At 64.9% G+C, this 13,382-nt stretch carries 13 protein-coding genes; 9 read left to right on the forward strand and 4 right to left on the reverse strand.

Annotated elements, in window-relative coordinates; all coding sequences use genetic code 11:
* The first annotated feature begins 129 nt into the window (after positions 1-129).
* The 3 genes from ACSFDB_RS05610 (at position 130) to ACSFDB_RS05620 (ending at position 4,582) form a co-directional block, all read left to right on the forward strand.
* Positions 130-1,404, forward strand: a complete 1,275-nt coding sequence (locus ACSFDB_RS05610) for a DNA double-strand break repair nuclease NurA (RefSeq protein WP_440770023.1) — start codon at positions 130-132, stop codon at positions 1,402-1,404.
* Between the two features lie 107 nt (positions 1,405-1,511).
* Positions 1,512-3,704 (forward strand): 5'-nucleotidase C-terminal domain-containing protein, encoded by a 2,193-nt coding sequence (locus tag ACSFDB_RS05615; RefSeq protein ID WP_440770024.1) that lies wholly within the window; start codon positions 1,512-1,514, stop codon positions 3,702-3,704.
* Positions 3,705-3,760: 56 nt separating this feature from the next.
* Positions 3,761-4,582 (forward strand): hypothetical protein, encoded by an 822-nt coding sequence (locus ACSFDB_RS05620; protein WP_440770025.1) that lies wholly within the window; start codon positions 3,761-3,763, stop codon positions 4,580-4,582.
* A 57-nt stretch (positions 4,583-4,639) separates the two neighbouring features.
* Here the strand turns inward: ACSFDB_RS05620 and ACSFDB_RS05625 are convergent, their stop codons facing one another.
* Positions 4,640-4,987, reverse strand: a complete 348-nt coding sequence (locus tag ACSFDB_RS05625; RefSeq protein ID WP_440770026.1) for a DUF7113 family protein — start codon at positions 4,985-4,987, stop codon at positions 4,640-4,642.
* A gap of 339 nt (positions 4,988-5,326) precedes the next feature.
* On the opposite strand from ACSFDB_RS05625, the gene ACSFDB_RS05630 reads away from it, so the two are divergent.
* Together ACSFDB_RS05630 and ACSFDB_RS05635 are read left to right on the forward strand one after the other, a co-directional pair.
* Positions 5,327-5,953: a DUF7344 domain-containing protein gene (locus tag ACSFDB_RS05630; protein ID WP_440770027.1), complete on the forward strand. Its 627-nt coding sequence runs from the start codon at positions 5,327-5,329 to the stop codon at positions 5,951-5,953.
* A 272-nt stretch (positions 5,954-6,225) separates the two neighbouring features.
* Entirely contained in the window at positions 6,226-8,079 is a 1,854-nt protein-coding gene (locus ACSFDB_RS05635) for an ATP-binding protein (protein WP_440770028.1), read from the forward strand.
* A 31-nt stretch (positions 8,080-8,110) separates the two neighbouring features.
* Here the strand turns inward: ACSFDB_RS05635 and ACSFDB_RS05640 are convergent, their stop codons facing one another.
* Complete coding sequence (locus ACSFDB_RS05640) at positions 8,111-8,734, reverse strand: alpha/beta hydrolase (RefSeq protein ID WP_440770029.1); 624 nt, start codon at positions 8,732-8,734, stop codon at positions 8,111-8,113.
* A 201-nt stretch (positions 8,735-8,935) separates the two neighbouring features.
* Here ACSFDB_RS05640 and ACSFDB_RS05645 point away from each other — a divergent pair, with 201 nt between their 5' ends.
* Complete coding sequence (locus ACSFDB_RS05645) at positions 8,936-9,757, forward strand: PspA/IM30 family protein (RefSeq protein ID WP_440770030.1); 822 nt, start codon at positions 8,936-8,938, stop codon at positions 9,755-9,757.
* Between the two features lie 116 nt (positions 9,758-9,873).
* A complete protein-coding gene (locus ACSFDB_RS05650; RefSeq protein WP_440770031.1) occupies positions 9,874-10,215 on the forward strand; it encodes a hypothetical protein in 342 nt (113 codons plus the stop codon).
* A 48-nt stretch (positions 10,216-10,263) separates the two neighbouring features.
* Here ACSFDB_RS05650 and ACSFDB_RS05655 read toward each other — a convergent pair whose 3' ends face one another.
* Positions 10,264-10,836 carry an HPP family protein gene (locus ACSFDB_RS05655; RefSeq protein ID WP_440770032.1) on the reverse strand — a complete coding sequence of 191 codons (573 nt, stop codon included), beginning with the start codon at positions 10,834-10,836 and terminating at the stop codon, positions 10,264-10,266.
* A gap of 154 nt (positions 10,837-10,990) precedes the next feature.
* Between ACSFDB_RS05655 and ACSFDB_RS05660 the strand changes: the two genes are divergently transcribed.
* Complete coding sequence (locus ACSFDB_RS05660) at positions 10,991-11,542, forward strand: cupredoxin domain-containing protein (RefSeq protein WP_440770033.1); 552 nt, start codon at positions 10,991-10,993, stop codon at positions 11,540-11,542.
* A 57-nt stretch (positions 11,543-11,599) separates the two neighbouring features.
* Here ACSFDB_RS05660 and ACSFDB_RS05665 read toward each other — a convergent pair whose 3' ends face one another.
* Positions 11,600-12,103: an FxLYD domain-containing protein gene (locus ACSFDB_RS05665; protein ID WP_440770034.1), complete on the reverse strand. Its 504-nt coding sequence runs from the start codon at positions 12,101-12,103 to the stop codon at positions 11,600-11,602.
* Between the two features lie 218 nt (positions 12,104-12,321).
* Here ACSFDB_RS05665 and ACSFDB_RS05670 point away from each other — a divergent pair, with 218 nt between their 5' ends.
* The gene (locus ACSFDB_RS05670) at positions 12,322-13,371 is read left to right on the forward strand and encodes a DUF7972 family membrane protein (protein ID WP_440770035.1); all 1,050 of its coding nucleotides are present in this window, start codon (positions 12,322-12,324) and stop codon (positions 13,369-13,371) included.
* Positions 13,372-13,382: the final 11 nt, after the last annotated feature.

Genomic DNA, 13,382 nt, shown 5'->3' on the forward strand with positions numbered 1-13,382 from the left:
AACGGGTCCACACCGTCGGTACATATAATTTTTCTGATGGTAATTTACACGGCCTCGAGTTAACGACAAACGAGACTCGAGCCACCCCCGACCGCTGACTTTTTGCGGGTGGACTGTGCGCGACAGGATATGACGCTCGATCCGGTCCACTACGACGGCATCGCGCGCCTCGCGAGGCGGATCGACCACGGCGCGGACGAGCGCGACCGTCGCGCGTTCGCCGAGACGGTCTGGGCGGAGTTTCTGGATCCGCTGCTCGACGACGGCCGGACCGTCGTCGACCCGGTCGGCGAGCAGCGCCGCCGGTACGTCGACTGCGAGGACGTCGCCCTCCACGACCGACCGTTCCCGACCGAACACGGCCTCGACGCGGGGACGATCAACCCGACGACGTTCAAAAACGGCCTGGTCATCGATATCGCGCAGGCGGCGATGAGCGCGACGCCGAGCGACCTCGACCTCCACCGCTCGCGAACCACCGTGATGACGGTCCACTCGAACGACGAGACGATGACCGTCGACGAGACCTGGGGGAAGTTCGACGAGGGCTACAGCCGGAGCCGCGCCGTGAAGATCCCGCCGCTCCCGCGGTTCGCCGAGGGCGTCGTCCACGCGCTCGCGCTCTACCTCGCGGAGAGCAAACACGCCTGCGACCACGCCGAGGACGTCGAAGACCTGCTCGTTCTGGACGGCCCGCTCTACCCGCGCGGACTGCTCCGCTGGGCCGACCAGCACCCCGATCTGGCTGACTTCCTGCTCGAGGATCCCCGGCCGACGACGGTGCTCGAGAACTACGTCCGACTGGTCGAGCGCTTCGTCGACCGGGAAGTGCCCCTCGTCGGCTTCGTCAAGAACCCGGCGACGCGGGTCATCACGCGGACGCTGAAGTCCCGTCGGGACGTCGACATCAGCGCCCCGTGGAACGACGATTCGGCGCTGTTCACCCGACTGCTCGAGCGCGGCGAGTACGTCGACGACGTCGAGGGCGAGCGCTGGGAGCGAGACACGTCGGCGCTGACCTACACCAACTGGTTCCGCTCGCGAGGGGGCGTCGACCGTCCGCTCTCGGTCGACGGCGACGCCCTCGGAGTCGAGCGCGAACTGCCACACGAGACCTACGAAGTGACGTTTTTCGTCGTCTACGATCCGCGAGACGATCTCGTCTACCGGATCGAGGCCCCCTACGCGTTCACGCGGGATCCCGAACTTCGCGAGCGGCTGACGCTCCAGCTGTTACAGAACGTCGCGGTCGCCCACGGGCCACCAACGATCGTCCAGAAGGCCGACGAACTCGCCCGCATCAGCCGCACCGAGAAACGGTCGCTCCGCGAGACGCTCGAGGCGCAGTTCGACACGTCCCAGGCCCGGACCTACGACGACCACCGGTGGGACGAGGAGTACTAGCCCGGTACGTGTGAGTACGTCGCCCATTCGAGCGCAGATGTGGAAAAAGTATCCGCAGCGCTAGTCGGATGTAAATCTATTAGTGGCTGCTATCGATGAGTGTTACCATGACACGACACTCTGGTGAGAGCAATAGTCACGAAGACAAATCTACCGTCGACTCGAGCCGACGTCGATTTCTCGGGACGACCGCCGGCGTGTCGGCCGCGGCGCTCCTGCCGACCACGGCGAGCGCGGCAGCACAGTCCAACGACGAGACGGTGACGCTCGTCCACGACACGCACTTTCACGGTCGGTTCGAGGACGCCCAGGAGTTGGAACTGAACATCGCGCGGTACTACACGGTCGTCCAAGAGGCACTCGAGGAAGCGGAGCAGTCGATGTTCGTCGGGAACGGCGACGAGATCGCGCCCTCGGTGCTCGGACTCGAGTTCGAGGGCGAGCACATGATCGAGGCGCTGAACTACATGGATATCGACGTCGTCGGCGCCGGCAACCACGAGTACGACTTCGGCGCCGACGTCGCGACCGAGCGATTCGAGGAGAGCGAGTTCCCCTGGGTCGTTGCGAACTTGCTCGACGACGAGGGCGAGCCGGTGCCGGGCACGGAGCGCTGGCGGACGTTCGAGCAGGGGGGCCTGACCGTCGGCGTCTTCGGCCTCGTCTCCGAGGGCTTTCACTCGCTGACCGACTATCCCGAGGAGTGGGAGGTACTCGGCTACGTCGAGGGCTCCCAGGAGGCGGTCGACGCGCTTCGGGATGAAGGCGCGGACGTCGTCGTCTGCGCCTCGCACGTCTCGACGGGCGTCCACTACACGCTCGCCGAGGAGGTCGAGGGCCTCGACGCCATCGTCGGCTCTCACTCCGGCGTCGTCTTCGACGAACCGGAGATCGTCGACGGGACGATCATCAGCGAGTTCGGCGACGAGTTCGACCACGTGGGCTCGATCACGCTCGACGCGAATGGCGACCTCGCTGACTGGCAGCGGACCGACCTGCTGCTCCCCGAGTGGGAGCCCTCGTCGGCGGCCGAGGAGTACGACGAGATCAGCGTCCGCTACACCGACGAGATCGAGGAGGACGAGTACCTCGCCGACCTGACCGACGAGTGGACCGGCGAACTCGAGGACGAACTCGGTCAGCCGGTCGTCGAGAGCGAGGTCGAATTGAACGCCACGTTCGACAACTACGCCGTCGAGACGAACTGGGGGAACTTCATGACCGACGTGATGCGCACCGTCGGCGACACGGCCGATATCGACGTCGACATCGCCGCACAGAACGGCGGCGGCATCCGCGGCGACTCGACGCACGGACCGGGCGAGATCACGGGCATGGCCATCATGGACATCCTCCCGTTCCCGAACGAGATCGAGGTGCTCGAGGTGACCGGCGAGGACGTCGTCGCCTATCTCGAGGAAGAGCTGCGCTCCCATCCGGACGACGCCTTCGGCGCACAGCCCGCGATCCAGGTCTCGGGCGTCTCCTACGAGTGGAAGGGCCACGAGGACGACAGCTGGGTCGACAACGTCTTCGTCGGCGGCGAGCCCGTCGACGAGGACGAGACGTACTACTTCGCGCACAACGACTACTCGATCGGAAACTCGCCCACCCTCTCGGCGGCCGAGCAGATCTTCGCGTCCGGCCAGTTCCAGGGGCCGCTGCTCCTCGAGTACCTCGAGGACGTCGACACCATCGCGCCCGAGCGCGAAAACCGAATGCTCCGCGTCGACGAGACGGTCGACGAGGCGACGGTGTCCGACAACGGCGACGAACGGACGCTCACTATCGACGTGCCCGATGGCGCCGCGGAGATCCAGCCCGACTCGTTCCGCGCGGTGATCCGCACCGGCGACGACCTCGAGGCCGAGTCGGCGGCCGTCGACGGCGACAGCGTCGCGGTCGCGTTCGACGCGGACGACCTGCTCGCGCTCATCGAGGACGTCGACGACCCAGCACTCCGACTCTTCGGGGAGTACGAACCGGATCAAGACCACTGGCCCTACGAGTTCGACGTGCCGACGTCCGACGGCTACGACCACTTCAAACTGCGTGCGGACGTCGACGCCGCGGCGGTCGAGGACCCGAGCGACGACGATTCCGGCGTCGACGGCGATCCGGACAACCACGCCGACGATGACGACTCAGACGACGGCGACGGCATGCCCGGCTTCGGGCCGCTCGGCGCGGTCGCCGGCGGCGGTGCCGGCGCGTACCTCTACGCGCGCAGTCGCTCGAGCGGTGACGACGGCGAACGGACGGAAACCACCGAACGCCCATCCGGCGATGACGACCGCTAACTGACCGGTCGTGATCGTAAACAGCACATGATGACCCCGAACCCTCCCCGACGAACGTGATTCCGAACCCCATCCGCCGACCGAACCTCGCCCCCCGATCGATCGCCGTCGGTGCCGGCACCGTACTCGTCGCGACAGCGCTCGCGCTCCTCGTCGTCGCGACGCTGGGACTCGCCGCCGGAACGGCCGTCGCCGGCGATCAGTCGGCGGTCCTTCGACCGTCGCCGTACGCGATCGACGCGGATCCCGGCGAGGAGTTCACCGTCGAGATCACCATGCAGAGTCAGGGCGGTCACGGCGGTGAGGGCGTCGAATCGGTCGCGCTCGTCGCGCAGTACCACCCCGACTACCTCGAGATCACCGATATCGAGCGGGGGCCGTGGCTCGAGCAGGGGACGGAGACCGACGTCGAAGCCGAACGAGTGCTCGCCCACGACGAGGGCACCGCCGTTCTCGAGCAGTGGCGAGACCCGGTCGAAAACGGCGCAACGGGCAACGCCGAACTCGCGACGATCACCGTCGAAGTGGCAGACGACACGCCTCCGTCCGAGGCGACGATCAGCGTCGGTGAGAGTCGCGTCGAGGTCCTTCGGCAGATGCCGTTACCGATCTTCGATCAGGACGCCACCGTCACCATCGACGGCGGTGGCGAGGCGGCCCCGGCGTTCGACCACCCGGATCCACACGACCTCGAAACGGACGCCGTTGACGACGGAGAGAGCGACGGTGCATCCGGAGCGGATTCAACGACGACTGATGACGGGGACGAAACAGACGATGGCGATGCGGTCTCCGGTCTCTCGGCACCGGCAACGGCGGTGATCGTCGTCGGGACGGTTCTGGCGTTCGTCGGCCGACGGTTGGTCGGAAACGTGTAGTACCGGCGAGAACGGACGCAAAGCTGGAATGAGGGGCTCAGCGTCGGGGTCGCGCGATTACGTGTCGGCGGCGTCGCCGTCGCGCTTCTCGACCTCGAGTTCGACGTCGACCGGATCGATACCGATCCGGGCGAACTGCGTTCGAACGTGTTCTTTGGCCCCCTCGAGGGCCTGATCTCGAGTATCGAAGCCGCGTGGCATGGGCGACTCGAACGCGAGGTTCACCTCGCGCCCGTCGACCAGCTGTGTCGACCCGCCGCTATCGACCTCGTAGAACTCGTCACAGACCCAGACGTACGCGGCGTCTTCGTCGGGCGCGCCGCGAAACGAGGGCGCTCGTTCACCTCGTTCGTACAGCGTGCCAGTCAGTTCGGTGCCGCCGGCACGACCGCGTACCAGGATCATAGCCCGAATACGGCTCGCGACTGCAAAAAGACAGTGGCGGGCTGACAATCGTGTAGTCGACCGGTCGACGGTCTCGGCCCGTCGGCGATGTAATCCGGCGACCGATAGTACCGACCCGTGGCTTTTCGGACCCACGCCGTCCGTATCCGGTACCAAAACAAGTTAGCGAACCGCATTATACGGCGTATAGTACTGTTTCTCTCAGCCGTATCGTTGCCACTACACCGGTATTTCGGGCCGCTATACGTGTTATCCAACTCTTACGAAAGTAATCGCAGATTCTCGAGCCAAATCGTTTTGGAAACGGGCTTATCCCCCCTGCAGCAGTGGGTGTTAGTAATGAGTTCGGAAGCATCCTTCGGCGGCGGAAGCGAGCGGGACCCGTTGGCAGACGTTCCGACGGAGTGTTACGACGTCCTCCGGCACCCACGACGGCTTCGTCTCCTCGAGGTACTCGGCACCTACCGGACGCGACTCACTCTCGAGGAGCTCACGACGGAGCTCGTCGAACGCGAGTCCCTCGAGGTCTCGACGGGACAGGCGCGACACGACGTTCGCGTCAGCCTCGTCCACAACCACCTCCCGCGACTGGCCGAGTACGATATCCTCGAGTGGGACGCCGAAACCGGGGCCGAACTGGTCGACGAGCCACCAGTCCACCCCGCGGACCTCGCGGGACTGCTCGCGCTCTGTGATGGCGACCGCGGACAGGAACTGCTCGACGCGCTCGTCCACCCCGTCCGGATGCCGGTCGTCTCGGTCCTCTCGGACCACAAACGACCGCTTTCCGTCGAACAGCTCGCGTCTGAACTCGTCGCACACGGCGTCGATATCGATCCCGAGCAGGCGAGGGTCTCGCTCTACCACTCGCACCTCCCGACGCTCGCCGACATCGGCGTGCTCGAGTTCGATCACGACTCCGGACTGGTCGTCCGACACGAACAGGAGCTGTCGACAATTCAGTAACCGCCTCGCCGGAACCCACCATCTCCGTCCACCTGACGGAGTTAACCGGTCTCAGCCGCACCCTGCTTCCGACGCGTTTTGCCGATTCGCCGATCACCGCTTTTTGTCAAGATCGTCGTTCGAACGAGCGACTATCCCGAAATTACCACCATAAGGGACCCCGTAGTTCCGGTTTACCGACTCTCGTTCTCGCGTAGGTTCGCGTTACCGGATCGCTGTTTCAGCCGAGGCGGAGGGAAACGGGTTTGAGGACTCGGCCAGATGGAGTTGCTATGACCGATCTGGGTGACTTCGGTGAGTTCAGCGCCGACGCTGACACCGATTCGTCCGCTTCAGGCGACGTCGAAGCCGATTCGACTGGATCCGACTCGGCGGCCTCGAGTGCCGACGGATCGACAGGAACGAGCACGGAACCGACCGACGACTTCGAAGCGACGAGCGTCGAGCCCCGCGGCGAGGACGTCGGTATCGGTGCTCTCTGTGTTTCCCAGGGGCTGCGCGTCGCGGAGGACGAAGAGGAGACCTCGCTGCGCGCGTACGTCACCCACGGCAACCGCTCGTCGATCCGCATCGGCAGCTATCTGCTCGCGCCCTACCCCGACGGCGAGACGCTGTTCTGTCGGATCACCGGCCTCGAGTACGCCCAGCAGTACCACGCCGATGACGCCACGGAGATCCACGCCCGGCGCGCGATGCGAACCGACGAGGTCGACGAGTCGGATTACAAGTTCGTCGCCGAACTCGAGCCGGTCGCCGTGCTCTACGACGACGACGGAGAGTTGAAACGGCGGATGACCGACCGCGTCCCGAAACCGCAGACGGTGATCGCGATGGCCGACGACACCGAGCAGATCAAGACGGGGCTCAAGATGCCCGAAGACGGTGTCTTCCTGGGCCATCTCTCGGTCGGCGGCGAGAAGGTCAGGACCGCGGCGTCGCCGCCGACGATCGACTACCGGATCAAGGACGACTACGAGGCGGGCGATCCGCTGATCTTCCGGCACACCCTGATCGCCGGCGGCACGGGGTCGGGGAAGACCCACGGCGCGAAGAATATCCTCCGACAGTTCCTCGCCGAAGAGCGGACCTACCCGATGGACGACGGCCGCGAGGTCAGCCCCGCCGTCGTCCAGTTCGACCCGCAAGACGAGTACGCCCAGATGCACGACGACAACCCCGACCTAGACGACGAGTTCGCACGCCGTCTCGAGCGCGAGGGCGTCGCCTACGGCGGCCACGACGAGACGACGGCGTTCGTCCCCAAAGTCGGCGACGCATCGTACGCCGCGGGCCACCACAGCGCCCAGCAAGTCGAGTTCACGATTCCGTTCACGATGTGTCGAACGCGGCCGTGGCTCGTCTCGGGCGGCTCGCTCAACGACAACCAGTACGGCGCGCTCACCTATCTCATCGACCGGTTCTTCGACGATTACGGGGACGACGGCACCTACGCGGAGTTCAAATCCTTCCTCGACGACCCCGCCCTCCGCGAGGAGCTCGACGAGTCCGGGCGCGTCCACGAGGCCACCTACGACGCCGTCCGCCGGCGCGTCTTCGGCTTCGACGACGTCTTCGACCAGGACGCCCGCCCGATCACCGAACTGATCCACCAGTTCGTCCGCCCCGGTGGACTCTCGGTCGTCCCGACCTACCACGTCAACGATACCCGGGCGACGGAGGCGGTCGTCCTCGCACTCTCCTCGCTGCTGATCGACGAAAAGCTCTCGAACGATCCGTTCTTCGACCGGATCAAGGAGACGCCGCTCGTGCTGGGGATGGACGAGGCCCACAACTTCCTCACCGACGCCGACAGCGTCCAGGCCCGGAAGGTCATCTCCAAGTTCACGGAAGCCGCCAAGCAGGGCCGCAAGGAACGCCTCGGTCTCTTTCTCATCACCCAGGACCCACAGGACATCGACGACGCCGTCTTCAAGCAGATCAACACCACCGTCGTCCTGAACCTGGGCGACGAGGACGCGATCAAGAGCGTGAACATCCCGAGCACGCTCGAGTCGAAAGTGCCCTACATGGAGAAAGGGCAGATGGTCGTCTACTCGCCGGACAACTCCGAGCCGGTCGAGTTAGTCGGTCTGCCGAAGTGTCTGACCAGACACGGCCGCGATTGAGACGGCTGCAGAGATTTCGCAACCCGGTCACTCACTCGAGTAGCGTCCGCTCGAAGAAGTCGCCGACGGCGTCGGTGATCGCCGCGTTCTGCCCGACGAAGAAGTGATCGGCCGAGAGCGCGACGACCTCGTCGCCGCGCGCTTTCGCGCGCTCGACCACGGGCTCCCAGTCGACGGTTGAGTCCCGCTCGCCGTAACAGATCTGGACGGGACACTCGAGCGACTCAAGCGACGCGCAGGCGTCGAGGTCGTCGGCCAACTGCGCGGTCGGCGCGAGCGCGGAAGCGGCGTCTGCGTCGACGTCGGCCGCGGCGAGCAGCGCCTGACTCGCGCCGAAGCTGTAGCCGAAGACGCCGATTGGGATGGTACCACCGTGCTCCCGATCGAACCGATCGTCGTCGCGAGCCCACCGGATCGCGTTGCGCACGTCCTCGCGCTCGCCGTAGCCGTCGTCCCACGGGCCGTAATCGAATCGCAGGCAGGCGATCCCCGACTCGCGAAGGGTCTCCGCGACCGCGACGAGCCGCGAATCGGTGCGCGAGCCCCCGTGCTGGGGATGGGGCGGGCAGGCGACGACGATAGCGTTCGTCTCGCCGTCAGGCTCCTCGAGCGTCCCGCGGACGTCGCGGCCGCCGGGAACGAGCACGTCGGTCATGGGTGGACTGACGACTTGCCGCTTATAGTAGCCATTGAAAGTCGGTACACACGCGATCGCCGACGGCCGTGCGATCGGCGCGTAACCCGTTTCAGTTACGACGAGAATCAACGCGGCGAGAATCGTCCCGAATACCGTCGCTATCATCATCGTCTGTCGCTGATGTGATGTTTTTAAGGGCGACGAGCGATACGTAGGAGTATGGGCATCCTCTCTCGGACCTCCTACGTCATCCGGTCGAAAATCAACTCGGTGCTCAACCGGGCTGAGGATCCGACGCAGACGCTCGATTACTCCTACGAGCAGATGCGCGACCAGCTCCAGCAGGTCAAACGGGGCATCGCGGACCTCACGACACAGAAAAAGCGCCTCGAGATGCAGAAGCGGCGTCTCGAGGAGAACGTCGACAAACACAACGATCAGGCCCGCACCGCGGTCCAGCAGGGGCGCGAAGATCTGGCGCGACGCGCCCTGGAGAAGAAGAAGACGAAGATGAACCAGATCGAAGATCTGGAGCGTCAGATCTCCCAGCTCCAGAGCCAGCAGGACAGCCTGATCGACCAGAAAGACGAACTCCAGAACCGCATCGAGGAGTTCCGCACGAAGAAAGAGACGATGAAAGCGCGCCACGAGGCCGCGAAGGCGAGCTCCACCGTCTCGGAAGCGATGACGGCCACGGGCGAGGAGTTCGAGGACGTCGGCCGTGCCATCGAGCGCGCCGAAGAGCAGACCGAGGATATGGAGGCGCGGGCCGCCGCACTGGACGAACTCCACGAGTCCGGGGCGTTCGACGACGTGCTCTCGGACAAGGACAACATCGACCGCGAACTCGAGGCTCTCGAGACCGGCAGCGGGGTCGACGCCGAACTCGAGACGCTCAAATCCGAAATGGGCGAGGGCGAGACGGAGGCGTCCGAGCCAGCCGCCGACGTCGACGAGGAAGCGCTCGACGACATCGAAAGCGAGGTCGACGAAGAGGTCGAGGCCGAGCTCGCGGAGTTACAGGACGAGGAGAACGCCTGATCGCGATCCGCGGGCAGTAATCGAACGGCGTAACGACTCGGCACTCGTTTTCGTGACGATCTGTGCGGCGCGGATGCAAGAGCAACGACTACCACGGTCGACGCAAAAGGGACCGTATGGGCACGGAACAGGCGTTCGAGGTGCTGTCACTCACTAATCAAGTCGTCCTTCTCGGGGTCGCCGAACTACATCGAGACGGCGAGACACCAGTCCAGACGCACAAACTTCGCCACGTATGCACAGACCAGCTCGAGTACGTCGACACGGAAGTCGTCGGCACGATCACCGAGGCGGACGTCATGCGGTCGCTCTACCGACTCGAGGACGAAGGGTTCGTCGAGGAGGTCGAGATCGACGGAACGTCGCCGACGGGGAAGGGGCGGCCGGCGTACGCGCTCGCGCTCACGTCGGAGGAGGTGCGCGAGGGGGTCGACGACACCCTCCTCGAGGACGAGTAACGACTCGAGGCGCTCCGTCCGGGATCCTCTCGGCTCGAACTCGAACCGTCACTCTCGCGCATCTCGCGGTTTGAACCCGAACCACTCGGCGAGCGTCGAGATCACGCGATCGTGGAGATACCAGAGGATAGCGACGGCCACGACGATGATGACGCCGTCCTCGAGTCCACCCATCAGTCCGAGCGCGACGATCAGCGTCGTCGCACACGCGGCCGCGTGATTCGTCTTCGTCAACAGCATCGTCGTCGTCGTCAGCATCATCGCGAGCGTCGCGCTCGCCATCAGGTAAACGAGTTCCCATGAGAACGCGATGTTTGGTCGGTCGAATACCACGTACGCGCTGACCTCGTTGCCGACCAGCGCGTAGGCGATCAGCCCGCAGACGACGGCGACCGCGTGACCGCCGATGACGTGGTAGCCACCCTCCGCCCGCGGCTGCTCGCCGGTCGCCATTAGGTACGCCGACGGGCCGAGGCTCGGAAACAGGAACGGCCGACCGGTGACCAGCGTGATCGCACCGAGGACCATAAAGTGGAGAAAGACGTTGACCGTCGCGCTGTACTCATCTTTCAGGTCGAAATCGGTCTCCGGCTCGTCGACCTCGAGATCGGCGTCGGGCACGTGGTTCGGAGTAACGACGCGTATCGTCAAAAGCGCTCGCGCTGCAGGTCCGCTCATCGATACCGCCGCGGACGCGGCGAGCCGACGGGGTGGAGGGAAGCGACGTCCCGTAGTGACCGCGTTCTTATTCCGGTCGCCAGCCAACTCACCGCTCGTGAGCGGACGACGAACCCGACGACGACTGCTGTCGGCGAGCGCCGCATCTGTCGTGGCCGGATTCGCCGGCTGTCTTAAGGAGGAAGTGGGTGCGGACGACCCGCTGTTGGGCGATCCCAAAGCATACGCCGAGGCCGAACTCTCGAACGGAGACGCCGACAATCAGATCGAGCCGCCGGTCGTCCACCTTGTCGAGGGCGGAACGGTCGAGTGGGTCGTCGACGGCGGCGACCACGAGGTAGTCGCGTACCACCCCGATACGCACGGCGATCAGCGACGAATTCCCGACGCCGCGGAGCCGTGGTCGAGCGGCGAGCTGGGCCCCGGGGACGCCTTCGACCGCGTCCTCGACGAGGAGGGCGTGTACGATTACGTCTCCGTCCCGTACGAATCGGACGGCGCGGTCGGCAGTATCGTCGTCGGCTGGCCGGACCTGGACGAAGAGCCGGGGCTCGATCCGCCCTCCGAGGCGTATCCGGATGCTGCGAGAGACGCCCTCGAGCGGCGCAACGATCGGGTTCGGGACCTGCTCGAGGACGTTTACGAGTAAGAGCGCGCTCTCGCGTCCCGGTCCGCCGTTCGATCCGCCACGGTACGGACGTTCGAATTAGGTCGGCGTCCCGAGCGCGGTGATATCGTACTCGGCGAGATCGTCGGGGGGCTCGAGAATAATGACCTGAAACTCCCAGATCACGTCGGCGTCCAGATCGCCAGTCGAGGCGAGGTAGCGACCGATCTGCTCGCCGTCGTCGTTGTAGACTCGGACACGGACCTCGACGAGTTCGATCCGATCGCCGCCCGTGTTTTCGACGGTTCCCTGGACGGTCGAGCCGCGGTAGTCGTCCTCGAAAACGAACTCGTGGTCGGTGAGCGAGATTTCCTCGAGCGGCGTGACGCCCTCGTCGATCTCCTGTTCGGCGAGGGCCTCGGCGGCGACCAGTTCGTCTTCCGTGCGCGGTTCGCCGTCGACATCGCCGATCTCGCCAGCCTCGTACTCCGGATCGCCGCCGATTCCGGGACCGCCGTCGCCGGTGCAGCCGGCGAGTGCGGCCGCGGAGCCGACGCCGAGTGCGGCGAGCACGCGCCGACGACTCAGTGCCGAGTTCGTCATCGGTGTCGCCTCCTCGCGAGTCCCGTTGGACGTGGAAAATCCGCGTGACTGAACATAGTGAAATCGTCAGCCTGAACGCATTTGAGTGTAGGCCCTGAACCGGCAGCGTCCGGATTCGTTCGTCGAAATCGGTCCAAACTCGTCACAGGACCCAGAGACGCACGGATTTAGTATGTGCAACGCAGGCCCTTATTATCGCCTCGGCTGATCGTAAGAGTATGGGGTCTTCTGAGACCGACGAGACGCTCGAGTCCCACGGAACGGAGATCGGGAAACGGACTAATTCGCTGACCCGACTCCAAGAGTGGTTTCTGGTCGATGGGGACCGTCTGTTCATCGCGGCACTCGTCTCTGTCGCCGTCTTCTCGTTGTTTCTCGTCATGAACGAGGTCGGATTCATCGCCTTCAGTAACGACGACTCGATCACGCGGCTCGCGGGCGGGATGATCGCCGGAACTTTCTCGCTGGTCACGCTCGTCGTCTCGATCAACCAGCTGATTCTCTCCCAGGAGTTCGCCTCCGCCGGCGGCGCGCGCGAGCAACTCGAGGGCGTGATGAGCTTTCGGGACGACGTCGCGGAAACGGCGGACGTGCCGGCGAGTCCGGCCTCACCGACCCGGTTACTCGAGCTGGTCGTCGAATCGATCAACCACCACGCCACAACGCTCGACGATGCCGTTTCGAGGTACGACGACGACGAGGTCAGAGAGCTGATCGATAAGTACACGAACAGCATCGAGGAGAGTACCGAGCGGATCGACGACACCCTCGAGCACACGAGCTTCGGCACGTTCAGGGCGGTTTCTGCGGCGGTGGGCTACGACGCCGCCTGGCAGCTCTACGTCGCCAAACACCTTCGGGGACGACACGGCGACTCGCTACCCGACGACGCAGTCGACGCGCTGGACGACCTGATCGGGACGCTGGAACTGTTCAACACGACTCGCGAACACTTCAAGACGACCTACCTGCAGCGAGAACTCACCCGGTTCTCGCAGTTGACGATCTACTTCGGCGTGCCGGCGATTCTGGCGGCGATGACGATCGGTTTCATGTACGCGGACCTCACCGGACCCACGATCAGCGCCGTCTACCTTCCCTTCGTCGTGAGTGCACTCATCGCGGTCGTCATTACGCCGCTGTCCCTGCTGGTTTCCTATATCCTCAGGACGGCGACTGTTACCCGTCGGACGGCCTCCGTCGGACCGATGTTGCCACAAAAGGATCCGGACGCAGGACCGTTCAGCGTGTCGTACGACGACGAGTGAGTCCGAGCGCG

The sequence above is a fragment of the Natronorubrum amylolyticum genome (assembly GCF_052040145.1).
Classification (GTDB): Archaea; Halobacteriota; Halobacteria; order Halobacteriales; family Natrialbaceae; genus Natronorubrum.

Coding starts and splice junctions, on each gene's coding strand:
- ACSFDB_RS05665 (WP_440770034.1), bottom strand. CDS start 12,103: ATGACGAACTCGGCACTGAGTCGTCGGCGCGTGCTCGCCGCACTCGGC.
- ACSFDB_RS05635 (WP_440770028.1), top strand. CDS start 6,226: ATGACCGATCTGGGTGACTTCGGTGAGTTCAGCGCCGACGCTGACACC.
- ACSFDB_RS05645 (WP_440770030.1), top strand. CDS start 8,936: ATGGGCATCCTCTCTCGGACCTCCTACGTCATCCGGTCGAAAATCAAC.
- ACSFDB_RS05670 (WP_440770035.1), top strand. CDS start 12,322: ATGGGGTCTTCTGAGACCGACGAGACGCTCGAGTCCCACGGAACGGAG.
- ACSFDB_RS05650 (WP_440770031.1), top strand. CDS start 9,874: ATGGGCACGGAACAGGCGTTCGAGGTGCTGTCACTCACTAATCAAGTC.
- ACSFDB_RS05640 (WP_440770029.1), bottom strand. CDS start 8,734: ATGACCGACGTGCTCGTTCCCGGCGGCCGCGACGTCCGCGGGACGCTC.
- ACSFDB_RS05610 (WP_440770023.1), top strand. CDS start 130: ATGACGCTCGATCCGGTCCACTACGACGGCATCGCGCGCCTCGCGAGG.
- ACSFDB_RS05630 (WP_440770027.1), top strand. CDS start 5,327: ATGAGTTCGGAAGCATCCTTCGGCGGCGGAAGCGAGCGGGACCCGTTG.
- ACSFDB_RS05625 (WP_440770026.1), bottom strand. CDS start 4,987: ATGATCCTGGTACGCGGTCGTGCCGGCGGCACCGAACTGACTGGCACG.
- ACSFDB_RS05615 (WP_440770024.1), top strand. CDS start 1,512: ATGACACGACACTCTGGTGAGAGCAATAGTCACGAAGACAAATCTACC.